Source organism: Catellatospora sp. TT07R-123 (genome assembly GCF_018327705.1).
In the GTDB taxonomy this organism is placed as follows: Bacteria; Actinomycetota; Actinomycetes; order Mycobacteriales; family Micromonosporaceae; genus Catellatospora.
The window spans coordinates 434,321-452,927 of sequence record NZ_BNEM01000002.1 but is presented as its reverse complement, the minus strand read 5'-3'; the positions used below and the strand labels follow the sequence as shown (position 1 = coordinate 452,927).

Genomic DNA, 18,607 nt, shown 5'->3' with positions numbered 1-18,607 from the left:
ACCGCCCCGGGGCTCGGAGCGGCTTCAGCGTACGCCGGAACTGAAACGTGTCAACCGCGTCAGGATCAGGTTGCCCGCTAACGAAATGAGCACTCGGAGCGGTTGTGGGGACTGAACTGTTGACAGTCCGGCAACCGAATCGTAGCGTACGTTCCACCCGAAGCCCGAAACGATTCAAATTGATCTTAGTGCAGGTTCCTGCGAAGGGAGGACCGCGGTGGCAGACACCGGAACACCAGCGCTGCTACAGGTCGACGGCCTGACCGTGGAGTTCCCCGGCGTACGCGCACTGGACGGCGTGCACTTCGACGTGGCGGCCGGTGAGGTCCACGCGCTGGTCGGCGAGAACGGAGCCGGCAAGTCCACGCTGCTGAAGGTCCTCGGTGGACTGCACCGGCCCAGCGCCGGGGCGATCACGCTCGGCGGAGCCGCCTACCGCCCCCGCCGTCCCGCCGACGCCGTGCACGCCGGCATCGCGGTCATCTACCAGGAGTTCAACCTCTACCCCGATCTCACCGTCGCCGAGAACGTGTTCTCCGGCCGGGAGCCGATCCACCCCCTCACCAGGGGCATCCGCTATGCCGAGATCAACCGCCGTGCCGCGGAGCTGTTCGCCACCCTCGGGGTCGCCATCGACCCGGCCGCGCCGGTGAGCAGCCTGACCGTCTCCGAGCAGCAGCTCGTCGAGATCGCCAAGGCGCTGTCGGTGGACGGCCGCATCATCGTCATGGACGAGCCGACGGCCGCGCTGTCGGCCGACGAGGTCACCCGCCTCCTGGACGTGGTGCGCCGCCTGCGCGCCGAGGGCCGCAGCGTCATCTACGTCAGCCACCGCCTCGACGAGGTTTTCGCGGTCGCCGACCGGGTCACCGTCCTGCGCGACGGCCGCCACGTACGCACCGTGCCGCTGGCCGAGACGAGCACCGACGAGCTGGTGCGGTGGATGGTCGGGCGGGACGTCGCGGCCCTGTTCCCGCGGGGCGACGCCGTCAGCGGCGAGGTCGTGCTGGAACTCGACGGGGTCAGCGCGGGACGGCAGCTGCGCGAGGTGTCGATCACCGTACGGGCGGGGGAGATCGTCGGCATCGGCGGTGTCGCCGGAGCCGGGCAGCCCGAACTGTCCCAGGTGATCTTCGGTGCCCTGCCGGTGACGGCGGGCCGGATGCGCCTGGGCGGCGAACCCTACCGCCCGGACGGCCCCGCCGACGCGATGCGCGCCGGGATCGGGTTCCTGCACGAGGACCGCAAGGCGGCCGGCATCCTGCCCGACCTCACCGTGCGCCACAACGTCACCATCTCCGTCCTGGACAGGGTGCGCGGCGCGCTCGGCCGCCTGCTGTCACCGGCGGCGGAGCTGGGCGTCTTCTCCACCTACCGCGACCGCCTGGCCATCCGCGCCACCGGGCCGGACCAGCTCATCGGGCAACTGTCCGGCGGCAACCAGCAGAAGGTCCTGTTCGGGCGGGCACTGGCCCCCGGCGGGCGGCTGCTGATCCTCAACGAACCCACCCGGGGAGTCGACATCGGTGCCAAGGTCGAGATCCACCACCTCATCAACGAGATCACCGCGCAGGGAGCCGGCGTGATCATGATCTCCAGCGATCTGCCCGAGCTGCTCGGCATCAGCGACCGCGTCTACGTCCTGGCCGGCGGCCGCGTCGCCGGGCACCTGACCGGCGACGACCGCACCGAGGAGAACGTCATGACGTGCGCCAGCACCGGTCGGCGGATCTTCTCGCCGGAGCCGGTGTCATGACCGCCCTGCTGCGCCGGGCACCGCTCGTGCTGCCCCTGCTCACCGTGATCATCGCGCTCGCGGTCGCCACCGACAGCTTCCTGACCGGCGCGAACATAGAGAACGTGCTGGTCGCCGCAGGGATCGTGGCGCTGCCGGGCCTGGCCATGACCTTCTGCCTGGCGATGGGGGAGTTCGACCTGTCGGTCGGCTCCACCGTCTCCCTCGCCGGAGTCGTCTGCTGTAGCGCCCTGATCGCCGGTCGGCCGCTGGCCGTCGCGATGGCGCTCGCGCTCGTGGTCGGCGCCGTGATCGGCCTGGCCAACGGCCTGGTCGTGACGAAACTCGGGGTCACGCCGTTCATCGCGACCCTGGCCACGCTCGTCATCGTCCGGGGCGTCGCCCTGGCCTACTCCGACGGGCACGACCAGATCATCAGCTCCGCCGGTCTGAAATACCTGGTCGGTGGGCGTCCGCTGGGCGTACCGATGCCGATCGTCCTGGTCGCCGTCGCGACCGCGGCGGCGTGGTGGGCCATGAACCGGACCCGGTTCGGCCGCTGGGTGTGCGCGATCGGGTCCAACCGCGAGGCGGCCCGCGTGTCCGGCCTGCCCGTCGACCGCATCCGCATCGCGGTCTACACGCTGGTCGGCATCGCGGGCGGCGCCTGGGGCCTGCTGATCTCCAGCCAGTTGCAGAAGGGCAACGGGCAGCTGGGCCTCGGCTTCGAGCTCGACGCGATCACCGTCGTCGTCATCGGCGGGACCGCGTTGCTGGGCGGGCGGGCGTCCATCGTGGGCACCGTCCTGGGCGCGGTGCTCATCGAGACGATCCGCAACGGGCTGAACCTGCTCAACACCCCGCCGGCGTACCAGCGGATCAGCGTCGGGCTGCTGCTCATCGCCGCCCTCGCCCTCAAGGGCCTGCGCCGCGCCGACACCACCGTCGTTCCGACCGCCCGGGAGGCGACCTCATGAAGACCTCGCTGGGCAGGCTGTGGGACACCTGGGGCATCACCGCGATCCTGCTGCTGCTCCTGGCTGTCGCACCGGTGGTCACCCCGGACTTCTTCAGCCTCGACAACGCGCAGTCGGTGCTGCGCGAGAGCGCCTACCTGGGCATCGTCGCGGCCGGGATGACCTTCGCGATCGCCAGCGGCGCGTTCGACCTGTCCGTCGGCGGGCAGCTGGCCCTGTGCAGCGTGGTGTCGCTCATGGGCTACGCCGCGGGCGGCACGGCGCTGGCCGTCGCGGCGGCGCTGGCCACCGGGCTCGCCTGCGGGCTGGTCAACGCCAGCCTGATCACCCGGCTGCGGGTGCCCCCGTTCGTGGCCACCCTCGGCACCCTGTTCGTCTTCCGGGGCGTGGCCTACATCCTCACCCAGGACGGGCCCAAGACCCTGCCCTACGACCAGATCGGCTCGCCGTTCGTGAAGATCGGCGGGCTCGACGTGGCCGGGCTGCCCCTGCCCTTCCTCATCATGCTGGCCGTCTACGGGGCGGCCTGGGTGCTGCTGCGGCGGACCGCCACCGGCCGCCGGGTGCTCGCCTACGGCTCCTCGCCGGAGGCGGCCCGGTTCTGCGGGATCTCCCCGACCCGGCTGCGCTTCTTCGTCTTCGCCCTGGTGGGAGTCAGCGTCGGGATCGCCGCGCTGACCTACATCACCCGGGTGTGGACAGCCGACGGCTCGGCCCAGGACGGGTTCGAACTCAAAGTGATCGCCGCGGTCGTCCTCGGGGGCACCAGCCTCAAGGGCGGCAAGGGCACGTTGATCGGCACCTTCTCCGCGGTGCTCCTGGTCAGCGTGCTCAACGACATGCTCGTCAGCCAGGGGGTGCCGTCGGCCTACCAGCGCATCGTGCTCGGTGGAGTCCTCATCATCGCCCTGACCATCGACGGGCTCCGTACCCGCTTCGCCGCGCCCGGCTCCCTGCGGCGCGCGGTGACCGGACTGGGCGGGCGAACGCCCAAACCGGGCCTGGCCCGGTGAACCACAGCACGGCGCTCCGGCGCCGTGGGCACGGCGGAATTGAAACGTATTAACCCCATGTATCCGTCCACATTTCGCACGGAAGGAGCATCACCGTGATGCTCAAGAAGGTCCTCGTCCCGCTCGCCCTGACCGGCGCGCTGGTCCTGGCGGGCTGCTCGGACTCCAACGCGCCCAGCGGGGACAAGGGCGGCGACGACAAGGTCGTCGTCGGCTTCTCGGTCTACGACATGCAGTACGAGTTCTTCCAGAAGATGGAGAAGGGCACCCGCGAGGCGGTCGCCGCCAAGGGCTGGGAGTTCAAGCTCCACGACGAGAAGAGCGACGAGAACGAGATGGTCACCGGCGCCCAGGCGCTCATCGACCAGGGCGTCGACGTGCTGATCATCAGCCCGTTCAAGCCCAGCGCGCTCGGCCCGATCATCGCCAAGGCCAAGGCCAAGGGCGTGCCGGTGATCGTCGACGACATCGGCGGCGGCGGTGCCCCGTACGACGCGATCGTCATCTCCGACAACGCCGGCGGCGGCAAGCTCGCCGCGGAGTACATGGCCAAGCAGATCGCGGCCAACGGCAAGACCAGCAAGAACGTCGCCTCGATCACCTGCGAGCCGTCGGCGGTCTACGCCGCCCGCCGCAACGCCGGGTTCAAGGAGGCGATCGAGGGGCTCGGCTTCAAGGTCGTCGCCGAGCTGTCCGGCAACTCCAAGGCCGAAGAGGGCTACAAGGTCATGAAGGACATCATGGCCAAGAACCCCGACGTCGCGGGCGTGTTCTCCTGCAACGACCCGATGGGTGTCGCCGCGGCCAACGCGGTCAAGGACGCCGGCAAGAACCCGGTCACCGACATCGTCACCGTCGGCTTCAACGCCGACCCGGAGGCGCTGACCGCGATCAAGGGCGGCGGCCTGGCCGCCACCGTCGCGCAGGACCCCGCCGCGATGGGCGCCCTGACCGTGAAGCTCGCCGGCCAGGCCCTGAGCAAGGAGGCGATCACCTTCGGCAACGCGGCCGAGCGGGAGGTCTTCAACCCGGTTCTGCTGGTCACCAAGGACAACGTCGCCACCATCAAGTAACGGCGGCCCTGGTGCGGGCGGCGCGAGCCGCGCCGCCCGCACCGTCACCCCGTTCGGCGTAGCACAGGAGACGATATGAACGACCACGCTGCCGTCAAAGCGGCCCTGCGGGCCATGCCCATCGAGACGCCGTCCTGGGCGTACGGCAACTCGGGCACCAGGTTCAAGGTGTTCGCCCAGCAGGGGGTACCCCGCGACGCGTACGAGAAGATCGCCGACGCGGCGATGGTGCACCGCCTGACCGGCGCCGCGCCCAGCGTGGCGTTGCACATCCCGTGGGACCGGGTGGACGACTTCGCCGACCTGGCCCGCTTCGCCGCCGAGCAGGGGATCGCCATCGGCGCGATCAACCCGAACGTGTTCCAGGACAACGACTACAAGCTCGGCAGCGTCTGCCACCCCGACCCCCAGGTGCGCCGCAAGGCCCTCGACCACCTGCTCGAATGCGTCGACATCATGGACGCCACCGGCTCGTCGATCCTGTCGCTGTGGTTCGCCGACGGCACCAACTACGCCGGCCAGGACTCGATCGCGGCCCGCCAGGACCGCCTCGCCGACGCACTGTCGCAGACGTACGACCGGCTCGGCCCCGACCAGCGGATGCTCGTGGAGTACAAGCTGTTCGAGCCGCACTTCTACAGCATGGACCTGCCGGACTGGGGCACCTCCTACGCGCACTGCGTGGCCCTGGGCGACCGGGCGCAGGTCCTCGTCGACACCGGCCACCACGCGCCGGGCACGAACATCGAGTTCCTGGTCACCGTGCTGCGCCGCTTCGGCAAGCTCGGCGGCTTCCACTTCAACAGCCGCAACTACGCCGACGACGACCTGATGGTCGGCGCGGCCGACCCGTTCCAGCTGTTCCGGATCATGCACGAGCTCGTGCGCGCCGACGCGATCGCGCCTGAGGCCAACGTGGCGTACATGCTCGACCAGTGCCACAATCTGGAAGCCAAGGTGCCCGCGCTGATCCGCTCGGTCCTCAACGTCCAGGAAGCCACCGCCAAGGCGCTGCTCGTGGACGCCGACGCCCTGGCCGCCGCGCAGCTTCGCGGCGACGTCCTGGGCGCGCACGCCGTGCTCATGGACGCGTACGCCACCGACGTGCGCCCGCTGCTGGCCGAGCTGCGCGAGGAGATTGGCCTGGACCCCGACCCGATCGCCGCCTACCACCGCAGCGGCTACCAGCAGCGGATCGAATCCGAGCGCGTCGGCGGCCAGCAGGCCGGATGGGGAGCCTGACCGATGCCGCAGCACAGCAGCACGCCCGCCGAACTCGTCGCCCGTTCCCGCCGCCTCGGCGCGGACCCGCGCAACACCAACTACGCGGGCGGCAACACCTCCGCCAAGGGCACCGACCTCGACCCCGTCACCGGCACCGACGTCGACCTGCTCTGGGTCAAGGGCTCCGGCGGTGACCTGGGCACGCTCACCGAGGCCGGGCTCGCCGTCCTGCGCCTGGACCGGGTGCGCGCGCTCGCCGACGTGTACCCCGGGGTCGAGCGCGAGGACGAGATGGTCGCCGCGTTCGACTACTGCCTGCACGGCCGCGGCGGTGCCGCACCGTCGATCGACACCGCCATGCACAGCCTCGTCGACGCCGCACACGTCGACCACCTGCACCCCGACGCCGGTATCGCGTTCGCCACCGCCGCCGACGGCCAGGCGCTGACGCAGGAGTGCTTCGGCGACCGGGTGCTGTGGACGCCGTGGCGCCGGCCCGGCTTCCAACTGGGCCTCGACATCGCCCAGCTGCACCGGGACAACCCGCAGGCCATCGGCGTGATCCTCGGCGGGCACGGCATCACCGCCTGGGGCGCTACCAGCCACGAGTGCGAGGCCAACACCCTCGAGATCATCACGCGGGCGCAGGCGTTCCTCGACGAGCGCGGCAAGCCGGAGCCGTTCGGCACCATCCTGCCCGGATACGAGCCGCTGCCCGAGCAGGAGCGGCTGGCCCGTGCCGCCGCCCTCGCACCCGTCATCCGGGGCCTGGTCAGCACGGACCGGCCGCAGGTCGGGCACTTCACCGACAGCGACGTGGTGCTGGACTTCCTGTCCCGCGACGCCCACCCCCGGCTGGCCGACCTGGGCACCTCCTGCCCGGACCACTTCCTGCGTACCAAGGTGAAGCCCTTGGTGCTCGACCTGCCGCCCACGGCGTCGCCGACGGAGACGATCGCGCGGCTCAAGGAGCTGCACGCCGACTACCGGCAGGAGTACGCGCGCTACTACGCCCGCCACGCCGAACCCGGCTCGCCGCCGATGCGCGGCGCCGACCCGGCGATCGTGCTGGTCCCCGGCGTGGGCATGTTCTCGTTCGGCGCCACCAAGCAGACCGCCCGCGTCGCGGGGGAGTTCTACGTCAACGCCGTCAACGTGATGCGCGGCGCCGAGGCGATCTCCACCTACCAGCCGATCGACGAGGCGGAGAAGTTCCGCATCGAATACTGGGCGCTGGAGGAGGCCAAGCTCGCCCGGCTGCCCAAACCCGCCCCGCTGGCCGCCCGGATCGCCCTGGTCACCGGCGGCGGCTCCGGCATCGGCCGCGCCATCGCCCACCGGCTGGCCGCGCAGGGCGCCTGCGTCGTCGTCGCCGACCGCGACGCCGAGGCCGCCCACCGCGTCGCCGCCGAGATCGGCGGCACCGACCTCGCCGTGGGCGTGGCCGCCGACGTCACCGACGCGCACGCCGTCACCGCGATGATCGACGCGTGCGCGCTGGCCTTCGGCGGCGTCGACCTGGTCGTCAACAACGCCGGACTGTCGATCTCCAAACCGCTGCTGGACACCACCGAAGCCGACTGGGACATCCAGCACGACGTGATGGCCAAGGGCTCGTTCCTCGTCGCCCGCGAAGCCGCCCGCACCATGATCGCCCAGGGCATGGGCGGCGACATCGTCTACATCTCCAGCAAGAACTCCGTCTTCGCCGGACCCAACAACATCGCCTACAGCGCGGCCAAGGCCGACCAGGCCCACCAGGTGCGCCTGCTCGCCGCCGAACTCGGCGAGCACCGCATCCGCGTCAACGGCGTCAACCCCGACGGCGTCGTCCGCGGCTCCGGGATCTTCGCCGGCGGCTGGGGCGCGCAACGGGCCGCCGTCTACGGCGTACCCGAGTCTGAACTCGGCGCGTTCTACGCACAGCGGACGCTGCTCAAACGCGAAGTGCTGCCCGAGCACGTCGCGAACGCCGTGTTCGCCCTCGTCGCCGGGGACCTGTCGCACACCACCGGCCTGCACGTGCCCGTCGATGCCGGCGTCGCCGCCGCGTTCCTGCGCTGAACCATGGCCACGGACACCGTCACCGTCGCGGCAGCCGACCTCGGCGCCTCCAGCGGCCGGGTCATGGTCGCCCGGGTAGGCCCGGAACGGCTCGGCCTCACCGAGGTCCACCGCTTCACCAACCGGCCCGTACGCCTCGGCCCGACCCTGCACTGGGACGCGCTCGCCCTCTACCGGGGCGTCCTCGACGGACTCACCGCGGCGGCGCGTACGGCCGGCGGGCTCGACGGGATCGGTATCGACTCCTGGGCCGTCGACTACGGACTGCTCGACGGCACCGGTGCGCTGATCGGCAACCCGGTCAGCTACCGGGACCATCGCACCGACGGAGTGATGGAAGCCGTACACGCCCAGGTCGGCGCCGAGCACCTCTACCGCACCACCGGGCTGCAGAACCTGCCGTTCAACACCGTCTACCAGCTCGTGGCGGCACGGGACACGCCTGCCTTCGCGCAGGCACGGCGGCTCCTGCTGCTGCCGGACCTGCTGGCGTACTGGCTGACGGGCGACGACGGCGCGGAGATCACCAACGCGTCCACGACCGGACTGCTGGACGCGACCTCGCGGACCTGGTCCGAGTCGCTGCTGGCCGCACTGGCACTGGACCCGGCGCTGCTGGGCACGCTGCGCCAGCCCGGTGAGCAGATCGGGCGCCTGCTGCCCGCGGTGGCCGAGGAGACGGGGCTGTCCACCGCGGTGCCGGTCATCGCGGTCGGGTCGCACGACACGGCGTCGGCCGTGGTGGCCGTCCCGGCGGCGAGCCCCCGGTTCGCGTACGTGTCCTGCGGGACGTGGTCGCTGGTCGGGGTCGAGCTGCGGGCGCCGGTGCTCGACGAGGCCAGCCGGGCGGCGAACTTCACCAACGAGATCGGTGTCGACGGGACCGTCCGCTACCTGCGCAACGTCATGGGACTGTGGCTCCTCCAGGAGTCGGTGCGCACCTGGAGCGCCTCGGGGACCGAGATCGACCTCGACGCGCTCCTGCGGGCGGCCGCCGGGGAGCCCGGACTCGCCTCGGTCATCGACCCGGATGATCCGCTGTTCCTGCCGCCGGGGGACATGCCCGCGCGGATCAGGCAAGCCTGCCTGCGTACGGGCCAGCCGGTGCCCGAGTCTCCCGCCGCGCTGACACGGTGCATCCTGGACAGCCTCGCACTCGCGCACGCCCGGACGGTGCGGCAGGCGCAGCAGCTGTCGGGACAGGACGTCGAAGTCGTGCATGTCGTCGGCGGCGGGGCGCGCAACGCGCTGCTGTGCCAGCTCACCGCCGACGCCTGCGGTCTGCCGGTGCTCGCCGGGCCGGTGGAGGCCACCGCACTCGGCAACACGCTCGTCCAGGCCCGGGCACTCGGCGCGGTGACCGGTGAGCTGGCCGAACTTCGCGGCCTGATCCGCGCGCACACGTCACTGGCCGCCTACGCGCCCGGTGGCGACGCGCGGGCCTGGCGGCTTGCGGAATCCAGGGTCCACGGGTAGCGGGACCGACCGCATCCACGTCGCCTCCGGCAGCGGCCGGTGAGCGCCTCCACCCGAGGCTCCTCACCGGCCGCCTGCTTGGTTAGGGTGCGGGGATGACGAGTGCACCCCGGGAGGCGGAAGCGCGGATCGGTCCGATCGGCGCGCTGCTCTGCCGTCTGGCCTTCCTGGCCATCTGCCTGCCCGGACCGGTCCTGCTCGCCTTCGCCCTGGCGCTGGACGCCCAGGCGCCGCCCCAGGACTTCTGGGGCCTGCTCGCCGGAGGCGTCATCACGACGATCGCCGGTGTCTGCTTCGGAGTCTTCGGCTTGCGCCTGGTCACCCGCTCGCGACGCGACGCGCGCCAGCTCGCCGCCACCGGTGTCGCCGCGACGGCCGAGGTGATCGCGGTGGAGCACCACCTGGGCGGTGAGGACCCCGGGCTGAAACTGCGCCTGCGGATCAGCGGGTCCGGGTTCACGGCCTTCGATGCCGAAACGACCCGTCCCGACGATCCGGCACTCGTGCCCGGTGCGCTGCTGGCCGCGCTCGTGGACCCGGCAGACTGTCTCTATCGAGTCGCTTAGACCTGAAGTCCACGGTGCGCATGGACGGCTGCCTCGCCCCGACCGGTGACCGGCGCAAGAAAACCGATGTCGGTTGTCGGCGCGTGGTGCTAAAAAGCCTCAGTGGAAAAGAATCTTGCGTTCGCTGACCTGCTGCGGCTGATGGACGAGCGATCGACCGCTTTCCAGGCGGCGGTCGCTGCGGCACCCAGCCTCGAAGTGCAGGTGCCGACCTGCCCCGAGTGGACATTGTTCGACTTGGTGCAGCACCTGGTGGAGGGGCGCTACAAGTGGGCCGCCACCGTCGCCGCGGGGCCCGCCGACGCTCCTGCGACCTTCTCCGCCCCAGCGGCGCCCCGGGAGCGCGAAGCCCTGCTGACCTGGTTCGCCGGCTCGGTACGGGAGCTGCTGGACGCGCTGCGGGAGGCCGGACCGGACCGTGGCTGCTGGACGTGGTGGGGTGATTCGCAGTCGCCGCAGACCAGCGGTGCCGTCGCCCGCCACCAGCTCCAGCAGCTCGCCGTGCACACCTACGATGCCCAGGTCACGGTGGGCGCCCCGCAGCCGCTGTCCAGCCAGGTGGCGCTCGACGGGGTCGACGAGTTCCTGACCACCTGCTGCGCAGGAACGGAACCCTGGCCGCACAAGCCGGTAATCGTCGACTACCACGCCACCGAGGGCCGCTCCTGGCGGCTCTGGGTCTCCGACGGCCACACGCGCACCGCCGAGCTCCCGCAGGGCACTACCGCCGATGAGGCCGTTGAACGAGCCGACGTAACCGCCTGGGGCACCGCCCACGAGCTGGTCATGTTCTTCTACGGCCGGATTCCCGCGGCGTCACTGCGTACCGAGGGCGACCAGGGCATCCTCGATCAGCTCCACACATAGAAGCTGAGGTATGGAGAACCTGACCGCCTATGCCCAGGAACGGCTCTCAGTGACGCTGACCCCGCGCCAGCGCAATGAACTCGGCCTTCCTCCGGCGCTCCAACTACGGGGCGGTCGCGCCGGCGGCGCCTGACGACGTCAGGTCGGCCGGGACAGGTTGCGGACGAGCTGGGTGCGCGAGCTGACGCCGAGTTTGGCGTATACGCGGGTCAGGTGGGCTTCGACGGCGCTGACGCTGATGAACAGCCGGTCGGCCGCCTGCCGGTTGGTGCACCCGGCCACGACCAGGTCCACCACCTGCTGCTCGGTCGCGGTGAGCCCACCAGCCGTCTCGGCCCGCTCCGGCACCCGCCCACCGACCCGCCCGGCCTCAGCGCGGGTCGCACCGGCAAGCCCGGCCGCCCCCAGCCGCTCGAACCGCTCCGCGGCATCCTGCAGCAGCGTCCGCGCCTCCCGGAACCGCCGCTGACGCCGCCGCAGCGTGCCGAGCGCCACGAGCGTACGGGCCTCGTCGAACGGCAACCCGAGCTTCCGGTACCGGTCCAGGGCATCACCCAGCGCCGCTTCGGCGGCGGCGTCGCCACCCGCCGCGTCAGCCGACGCCTTCGCGGTGGCCACGACCGCGGACAGCAGGATCCCGCGAGCGCGGGCCGCCCCCGCCCGCGCCCACGGATGGTCCAGCTCGGCCGCCGTCTCCTCCAGCCGCTTCAGCGTGTCCCGGGCCTCCTCGAGCCGCCCCGCCTTCACCAGCGCCTCGATCAGATCCGGCACGACCGGGAACGCACCCGGGTCGAGGTACTCACCGTCGGCCGCGTCGGCCGCCACCTGCGACAGCAGCGCGACTGCGGTCTCGGCGTCACCGTCGAACAGCGCCGCCTGCCCCGCCGTACGGCGGGTCTCCAGGTGGTGCCAGAACACCGGTCCGGCGTCAGGCTGGGCGGCCACCTGGTCGACCTCCCGCAGCGCCTCGGCCGCGAGCCCGCGGTCACCGGTGCCCGCCGCGACGGCCGCCCGGATACGCCACAGCACCTCAGGGGGCAGGAACGCCGAACCTTCGTCGACGAGTTCCTGCTGGATCCGGGCGGCGGCGGTCCAGTCCCCGACCCGGATCGCGGCCTCGAACAGATGCAGGCTGAAGATGACCAGCGACAGCTCCTCCCCCCGCTCCCGGGCGAGCTGCTGGAGGCCTTCCAGCAGCCGCTGGGCACGGCTCATCTCGCCGCGCCACATGGCCCGCACCGCCCGGATGCGATCACCCTGGTCGTGCAGGGCGAGCTCCGTCAACGTGCTGGCGTCCATGGTGGCGAACCGGGGTTCGGGGTCGATGCCGAGCAGCACCTCCATCCACCCGGCCTCGCTGACGGCCTGGGCCCGTGCGGCGGGGTCGTCGAGGCCGCCGGTGATGTCGGCGGCTTCCGCGGTCCAGCGCAGACCCTGCGACACCGGCACGATGCCGAAGGCCACGCCGGCGTTCGCGCGGTGGGCGAGGACCTGCGCCCGCAGCCGCGGGTCGGCCTCGGCCAGGACCTCCTCGTACTGCTCCGGCGACAGCTCGATGCCGGTCAGCTGGGAGAGCAGGAGCCGGGCGCGGGCCCGCAGCGGGCCGGGCGGCAGTGCCGGCAGCTGCGGGGCGAGCAGGGCGGCGCCGGTGTCGTGCAGCCCGGCCCAGAAGTACCGGTCGACGGCGGCAAGCAGCCGCTCGTCGTGACGCGGATCGGACCGGGGCGTGAACCGCCAGGCCTGCTCGGCCAGTTCGGCGGCGGCTCGCATACCGCCCCGGTCGATGGTGGCGTCGGCGACCCGGGCGAGCTCGTCGGCGATGGCGGCATCGGGCGGGATCGCGCCGAAGGCGGCGTGCCGGGCGCGTTCTTCGGCGTCGACGGCGGTGTCGGCGATGATCCGGTGCAGGTGGCGGCTCTGCGACGGCGGCGTCTCGGCGCGGGCGACCGCGCCGATCAGCGGGTGCCCGAGCCGCACGTGGTCGCCGCGTACGACGAGCAGCCCGGCGGCGGTGGCGTCGTCGAGGCCGTCGTCGGGTCCGGTCCGGTCGGGATCGTCGCGGGTGAGCACCTCGCGGATGAGGCCGAGGCGCGGATTGCCGACCAGCGAGGTCACCAGGACGGCCCGGCGGGCGGCGGGGGAGGCCGCCGCCAGTCGCGCGCTGACCAGGGCCTGTAGCGACGAGGGCAGCGGCAGCTCGTCGCCTGCCCCGATCGGGTGCTCGCTGCGGCGCAGCGCCTGGGCGATCTCCAGGGCGAAGAACGGGTTGCCGTGGGACAGCTCGTATACGCGCTGGGCCAGGTGGGTCGGCACGCGGCGGTCGAGCAGGCTGCGGATCGCCTCGGGCCGCAGCGGCGGAAGCTCCTCGGTCGCGGACTCGGCGCGCAGGTCGCCCAGGTGCGGGGCGAGACCGTCGCCGCCGTACGCGGCACCGGGTTCGGTGCGGCGGGTCAGCAGCACCGTGACGTGCTCGTCGCGCAGCCGCCGCAGCGCGTACGCCACGGCCGCGGTGCTGGCGGCGTCGAGCCACTGGTCGTCGTCGATCGCGATCAGCACCCCGCCCCTGGCGGCCAGGGTGCGGACGATGGCGAGCAGCCCGGCGCCGAGCGCGCGGGGGTCGATGGGGCCGCTGTCGTCGCGCAGCAGCGCGGCGTCCACGGCGCGGCGCTGCGGCGGGGCGAGCTCGGCCAGCACGTCGGGGCCGATGTGTTCGAGCAGGTCACCGAGGCCGCCGTGGGACAGCCTGGCCTCCGACTCGCACGCCCGGGTCTGCAGGACCGCGTGCCCGCGCTGCTCGGCGTCGGTGACCCCGGCCTCCCAGATCGCGGTCTTGCCGATGCCGGCCTGGCCGGTCAGGAGCACGACCTGGAATCCGGCCGCCTGCCGGGTGATCGCGGAGCGTACGACGGTGATCTGCTCGTCGCGTCCGAACAGCTCACGTCCGGTTGATGCACCGCTCACGCCAACGCCTTTCAAGATCCTGGACGCGACTGTATCGGAGCGGCACACGGCGGTGACACCGGCAAACGTAGGGGATACCCCACTACCGCCGGATGGTCTTCGGGCGGAGGGTGTACCTGCGTGAACGCGGCCGTGGAGCACATACCGGCCGTACCCCCTCGGTTTAGGAGCATTCAGGTGAGGAAGACCCTCGCAGCTGTCGGCGTCGCGGCCGCCGTGGTCGCGTTCGTGGCCGTGCCGACGTCAGGAAGCGCGGCCGTGCTGGACGCGGCGGCGACCAAGGCCGGGTCCGTCGGCGCGAGCCCCGCGGACATCCACGCCTCGGCAGGGGACGGCTACACCGTGGCCCGCGTCGTGCGCGACCCCGACGGCACCACCCACACCCGGTACGGCCGCACCTACCGCGGCCTGCGCGTCTACGGCGGCGACTTCATCGTGAGCAAGGCCGCCAACGGCCGCGCCGCCGGTGCCATGAGCGCGCTGCGCTCGTCGCTGACCCTGAGCACCACGCCGAAGGTCGGCGCCGACCAGGCCGCGAAGTCGGCCCGGGGCCGCTTCTCCGGCTCGGTCACCTCGGTGCGCACCGCGGAGCTGTTCGTCGACGCGTCCTCGGGCACGGGCCGCCTGGCCTGGGAGAACGTGGTCGAGGGCTGGCAGGCCGATGGGCAGACCCCGTCGCGGCTGCACGTGATCACCGACGCGGTCAGCGGCGCCCACATCGGGCAGTTCGACGAGATCGAGACCGTCGCGGGCACCGGCGCCAGCCTGTACAGCGGCAGCGTCACCGTCGAAACCGCGCTGTCGGGCTCGACGTACACGATGGTCGACCAGGTGCGTGGCAACGGCCGCACCTGCGACATGAACAACGGCACCTCGACCTGCACCACCTTCACCGACGCCGACAACACGTGGGGCACCGGCACCACCGCCAGCCGTCAGTCGGCCGCCGTCGACGCGTACTTCGGCGCCGCGAAGACGTTCGACTACTTCAAGAACACCCACGCCCGCAACGGCATCTTCGGCAACGGCCTGGGCGTGCCCAGCCGGGTGCACTACGGCAACGCGTACACCAACGCGTTCTGGGACGGCTCGCAGATGACCTACGGCGACGGCGCGGGCAACGCGCGTCCGCTGGTGGCGCTGGACGTGGCCGGGCACGAGATGAGCCACGGCGTGACCGAGTCGCTGGTCTCCGGCGGCCTGACCTACTCCGGTGAGTCCGGCGGCCTCAACGAGGCCACCTCCGACATCTTCGGCACCGCGGTCGAGTTCTACGCGGCCGTCGCGGCGGACGCGGGCGACTACCAGATCGGCGAGAAGATCAACCTCAACGGCAACGGCACGCCGCTGCGGTACATGTACAAGCCGTCGCTGGACGGCGCGTCGGCCGACTGCTGGTCCACCACCACCAAGAACCTCGACGTGCACTACTCCTCGGGTGTGGCCAACCACTTCTTCTTCAACCTGGCCGAGGGCACCGGCGCCACCGCGTACGGCACCAGCACCCCCTGCGGCACCGCCCCGGCCGTGGTCGGCATCGGCCGCGCCAAGGCCGAGAAGATCTGGTACCGGGCCCTGGACGTCAGCTTCCTGTCCAACACGTCGTACGTGAACACGACCAGCCCCGCCAACACCGCCCGCGCCCACACCCTCACTGCGGCCACCTTCCTCTACGGCTCCTGCTCGGTCGAGTACAAGGCCGTCCAGGCCGCGTGGACCTCGGTGAACGTGGCCGGCAACGACGTCGCCTGCCCCGCGGCCAACGACTTCTCCCTCACCGCGAACCCGGCGACGGGCACGGTCTCCGCGGGCACCTCGCTGACCACCACGGTCACCGCGAAGCTGGTCAACGGCGCGGCCCAGACCGTGGCCCTGACCGCGTCCGGCCTGCCGACCGGCGCCACCGCGACGTTCTCCGCGACCTCGGTCAGCTCGGCCAACGGCAGCTCTGCGCTGACCGTCACGACCGCGGCGACGACCCCGGCGGGCACGTACCAGGTGATCGTCACCGGCAAGGGCACGGGGGCCACCCACACCGCCACCTACACCGTGACCGTCACCAACCCCGGCTGCTTCGCGACCAACGGCACCGACGTCGCGATCCCGGACAACACGACGGTGGCCAGCACGGTCGCCCTGAGCGCCTGCGCCCGCAAGGCGTCGGCCACCAGCACCGTGCCGGTCGCGATCTACCACACCTACCCCGGTGACCTGGTCGTGGACCTGGTCGCACCCGACGGCACGGTGTACAACCTGTCCAACCGGGCCGGCGCCGGCACCGCCAACATCATCAAGACGTTCACCGTGAACCTGTCCGCCGAGAACGCCGCAGGCACCTGGACCCTGCGGGTCCGCGACGCCGCCACCGGTGACACCGGCCGCATCGACACCTGGACGCTGTACCTGTAATCCTCGCCCCTGCGCATCGCCGAAGGCGCCACCCGGTTCGCGGGTGGCGCCTTCGGCGTGCATCCCAGCGCACGTGCCGATCGTGACGGGCCGTCCCGTTCCTGGCCGCAGTGCCACGGGAGACTTCATCGCTTCTACGCGCGCGCACCGCATGGTCGCGCAGTCGCAGCCGTCCAGTAGCAGCCGATCCGGATCGTGCATGGCGGGCCGAAAACAACTGGTGCTTTCCACGGCTGGTCCGATCTGATGTCGTTGCGCCATTCCGCGATGACCTACGGACGGGCGGTCGCCCCATGCGGTCTGCGCAGCGCCAACCCTCGGCCAGCATGACGACGCGTGACGGAGACGGATAGGTGAACGAAGTCTGGGAGCGGCTGACCTCGCAGGCCCGCGACCGGGTCGACGCGGCCTTGCTCGATCGCGGCCTGCTGGCGGCGATCGTCGTGCTGCGCGAGGAATGCGGACTCGACCCCGCACCCAGCCTGTACGAGGCACAGGAGGCCGTGACGCGGCGCCGAGCCCGGCTGATCGATCGCGGCGTGGTGGAGGCGGAACCGCAGCGGGTCGTCGACATCTCCGGCGTCCTCGCGGCGGCGAAGGCGATCACCTGTTCCGTCGTGGCGGTCGAGGCGGTGTGGGACGGTGATACGCAAGGCTGGACGGTCGACCTGGTGGCGATCGTGGACCGTCCTGGGCGGCACCACGACAGCTTCGACGAGGTGCGGCTGGCGTCGATCCGCCACGGCGGCGATCTCCGACTGTTCAACGGGCAGGTCCCGCCCTGGCCGGAGGCAGCCGAGGCCCAGCAGGTCGGCGAGGCCGTGGCGGCCCGCCTGCGCGTGCCGTTCCACTTCACCAGCCCGCAGACGCCCGACCTCGACCTGCCTCGCTGGCGGGATGGTCGGCCTGCCTCCATCCACCAGCAGCGGTACCGCTACGTCGGCCCGGCGGACCTGCTCGCCGCCGTCACGCAGGACGCCGGCGGCCACCGGGTCACCTCCGTCGACGAGCTGGCCGCGTGGATGGCGGCGCTGGCACCGGCCGAGCGCCGCGAGCCCCACACGTTCATCGTCGATGTGGCGGGCGACCTGCGCGTCGCGCCCAGGCGCAGCGAACACGTCGCGTGCGCGGGCGGCCGTCCGGTGCTCAGCGCCGGCGAGATCGGTTTCGCCGGGCAGGACCGGCACTGGGCGGTCGCCGAGGTGACCAACCAGTCCACCGGATACTGCCCGGAGACCTCCTCGTGGCAGGCGGTGGCCGCCGCCTGCGAGCGAGCCGGGCTGGAGCACCCCCGGGGGTTCACCGCGGCATTCGAGTTCCGCCGCTGCCCGGACTGCTGCCAGATCAACATCGTCAAGGACGATGACTTCAGCTGCGCCGCCTGCGGCGCGGACCTTCCGCGCGAATGGAACGTGGCACGCTGACGTCCGCGCGGCCCGCGCGGCTCGGTTCACGCTGGCGGAGTGGATACCCCGACAAGGCCCGGCCGCTCGTGCCCGAAGCGCAGCTCGCACCGGTCGACGATGCCCAGTGCCGGGTCGCTGCGCTGGGGTTCGAACCACGCCGACAGGGCCGTCGGCCCGACCCGGACCAGCAGCGCCCGGCCGCCGTACCCGTCGCCTACCTCGACGACATCCGTGCCGGACTGCTCGGCGTCGTCGAGAAGGGCGGCCACGTCGACCGGCGAACCGTCGCGGTGCAGGTCCTTGGTCGGCACGATGGCCGACATGATCATCAGCCAGCCGCTCGGCACGTGCAGGGTGCCGCCCTGGAAGGGCTTGGTCAGCGGCGCGGCGATGAAGTCCCAGAAGGCGTCGGAGCTGAGGAGACGCTCGACGGAACCGGCGGCCGTCGGGAACTCGGCGTCGGCGGCGGGGCCGCCTTTGCGGGTCGCCATGAGAAGCCCGGTCGGCGTACGGAAGACCGTGTGCCAGCCGTTCTCTCCCATGGTGACGCCGAGGCCACGGCGCCCGGCGCCGAGGTCGACCTCGACCACGTCGTCGTCGAGGGAGTCGAGCATCACGCGATGCCAGTCCGAACCCGCCGGGTCGTACGGGTCCGCTGACGTCGCGTTGGTGTCACCTGCCCAGTCGCCGATTTCACCGGCGTCGGCAAGCAGCATGGTCGCGCATCCTCCACCACTGCTGATGGCGCGACCCAGCAGCTCCAGCGAGGTGTCGGTCGATGGGTTCACCCGTACTCCAAAGTCCTGTCGTCTACCACCACGGCCACTCGGCGCCCG

At 71.8% G+C, this 18,607-nt stretch carries 14 protein-coding genes; 12 read left to right on the top strand and 2 right to left on the bottom strand.

Annotated features, from left to right (window positions below; genetic code table 11):
• The first annotated feature begins 217 nt into the window (after window positions 1-217).
• The 10 genes from Cs7R123_RS22360 (at window position 218) to Cs7R123_RS40775 (ending at window position 11,128) form a co-directional block, all read left to right on the top strand.
• Window positions 218-1,756 carry a sugar ABC transporter ATP-binding protein gene (locus tag Cs7R123_RS22360; RefSeq protein ID WP_212829670.1) on the top strand — a complete coding sequence of 513 codons (1,539 nt, stop codon included), beginning with the start codon at window positions 218-220 and terminating at the stop codon, window positions 1,754-1,756.
• Window positions 1,753-2,712 (top strand): ABC transporter permease, encoded by a 960-nt coding sequence (locus Cs7R123_RS22355; protein ID WP_212829669.1) that lies wholly within the window; start codon window positions 1,753-1,755, stop codon window positions 2,710-2,712. Before Cs7R123_RS22360 ends, Cs7R123_RS22355 begins: the two co-directional genes overlap by 4 nt.
• The gene (locus Cs7R123_RS22350; RefSeq protein WP_212829668.1) at window positions 2,709-3,725 is read left to right on the top strand and encodes an ABC transporter permease; all 1,017 of its coding nucleotides are present in this window, start codon (window positions 2,709-2,711) and stop codon (window positions 3,723-3,725) included. The genes Cs7R123_RS22355 and Cs7R123_RS22350 overlap by 4 nt, the downstream gene beginning before the upstream one ends.
• Window positions 3,726-3,823: 98 nt before the next feature.
• Window positions 3,824-4,798 carry a substrate-binding domain-containing protein gene (locus Cs7R123_RS22345; RefSeq protein ID WP_244872448.1) on the top strand — a complete coding sequence of 325 codons (975 nt, stop codon included), beginning with the start codon at window positions 3,824-3,826 and terminating at the stop codon, window positions 4,796-4,798.
• A gap of 75 nt (window positions 4,799-4,873) precedes the next feature.
• A complete protein-coding gene (gene rhaI, locus Cs7R123_RS22340; RefSeq protein WP_212829666.1) occupies window positions 4,874-6,040 on the top strand; it encodes an L-rhamnose isomerase in 1,167 nt (388 codons plus the stop codon).
• A gap of 3 nt (window positions 6,041-6,043) precedes the next feature.
• Window positions 6,044-8,086, top strand: a complete 2,043-nt coding sequence (locus Cs7R123_RS22335; protein ID WP_212829665.1) for a bifunctional aldolase/short-chain dehydrogenase — start codon at window positions 6,044-6,046, stop codon at window positions 8,084-8,086.
• 3 nt (window positions 8,087-8,089) lie between these two features.
• Window positions 8,090-9,562 (top strand): rhamnulokinase family protein, encoded by a 1,473-nt coding sequence (locus Cs7R123_RS22330; RefSeq protein ID WP_212829664.1) that lies wholly within the window; start codon window positions 8,090-8,092, stop codon window positions 9,560-9,562.
• Between the two features lie 95 nt (window positions 9,563-9,657).
• Window positions 9,658-10,128: a hypothetical protein gene (locus tag Cs7R123_RS22325; RefSeq protein WP_212829663.1), complete on the top strand. Its 471-nt coding sequence runs from the start codon at window positions 9,658-9,660 to the stop codon at window positions 10,126-10,128.
• A 102-nt stretch (window positions 10,129-10,230) separates the two neighbouring features.
• Window positions 10,231-10,995 carry a maleylpyruvate isomerase N-terminal domain-containing protein gene (locus tag Cs7R123_RS22320; protein ID WP_212829662.1) on the top strand — a complete coding sequence of 255 codons (765 nt, stop codon included), beginning with the start codon at window positions 10,231-10,233 and terminating at the stop codon, window positions 10,993-10,995.
• Window positions 10,996-11,005: 10 nt separating this feature from the next.
• On the top strand, window positions 11,006-11,128 hold the full coding sequence (locus Cs7R123_RS40775) for a hypothetical protein (RefSeq protein ID WP_280517320.1): 123 nt from the start codon (window positions 11,006-11,008) through the stop codon (window positions 11,126-11,128).
• A 5-nt stretch (window positions 11,129-11,133) separates the two neighbouring features.
• Here Cs7R123_RS40775 and Cs7R123_RS22315 read toward each other — a convergent pair whose 3' ends face one another.
• Window positions 11,134-13,956: a LuxR family transcriptional regulator gene (locus tag Cs7R123_RS22315; RefSeq protein WP_212829661.1), complete on the bottom strand. Its 2,823-nt coding sequence runs from the start codon at window positions 13,954-13,956 to the stop codon at window positions 11,134-11,136.
• 177 nt (window positions 13,957-14,133) lie between these two features.
• Here Cs7R123_RS22315 and Cs7R123_RS22310 point away from each other — a divergent pair, with 177 nt between their 5' ends.
• On the top strand, window positions 14,134-16,365 hold the full coding sequence (locus Cs7R123_RS22310) for a M4 family metallopeptidase (protein ID WP_244872079.1): 2,232 nt from the start codon (window positions 14,134-14,136) through the stop codon (window positions 16,363-16,365).
• A gap of 353 nt (window positions 16,366-16,718) precedes the next feature.
• A complete protein-coding gene (locus Cs7R123_RS22305) occupies window positions 16,719-17,789 on the top strand; it encodes a hypothetical protein (RefSeq protein ID WP_212829660.1) in 1,071 nt (356 codons plus the stop codon).
• Window positions 17,790-17,815: 26 nt separating this feature from the next.
• On the opposite strand, the gene Cs7R123_RS22300 is transcribed toward Cs7R123_RS22305, so the two are convergent.
• On the bottom strand, window positions 17,816-18,559 hold the full coding sequence (locus Cs7R123_RS22300; RefSeq protein WP_212829659.1) for a hypothetical protein: 744 nt from the start codon (window positions 18,557-18,559) through the stop codon (window positions 17,816-17,818).
• Between the last annotated feature and the right edge of the window lie 48 nt (window positions 18,560-18,607).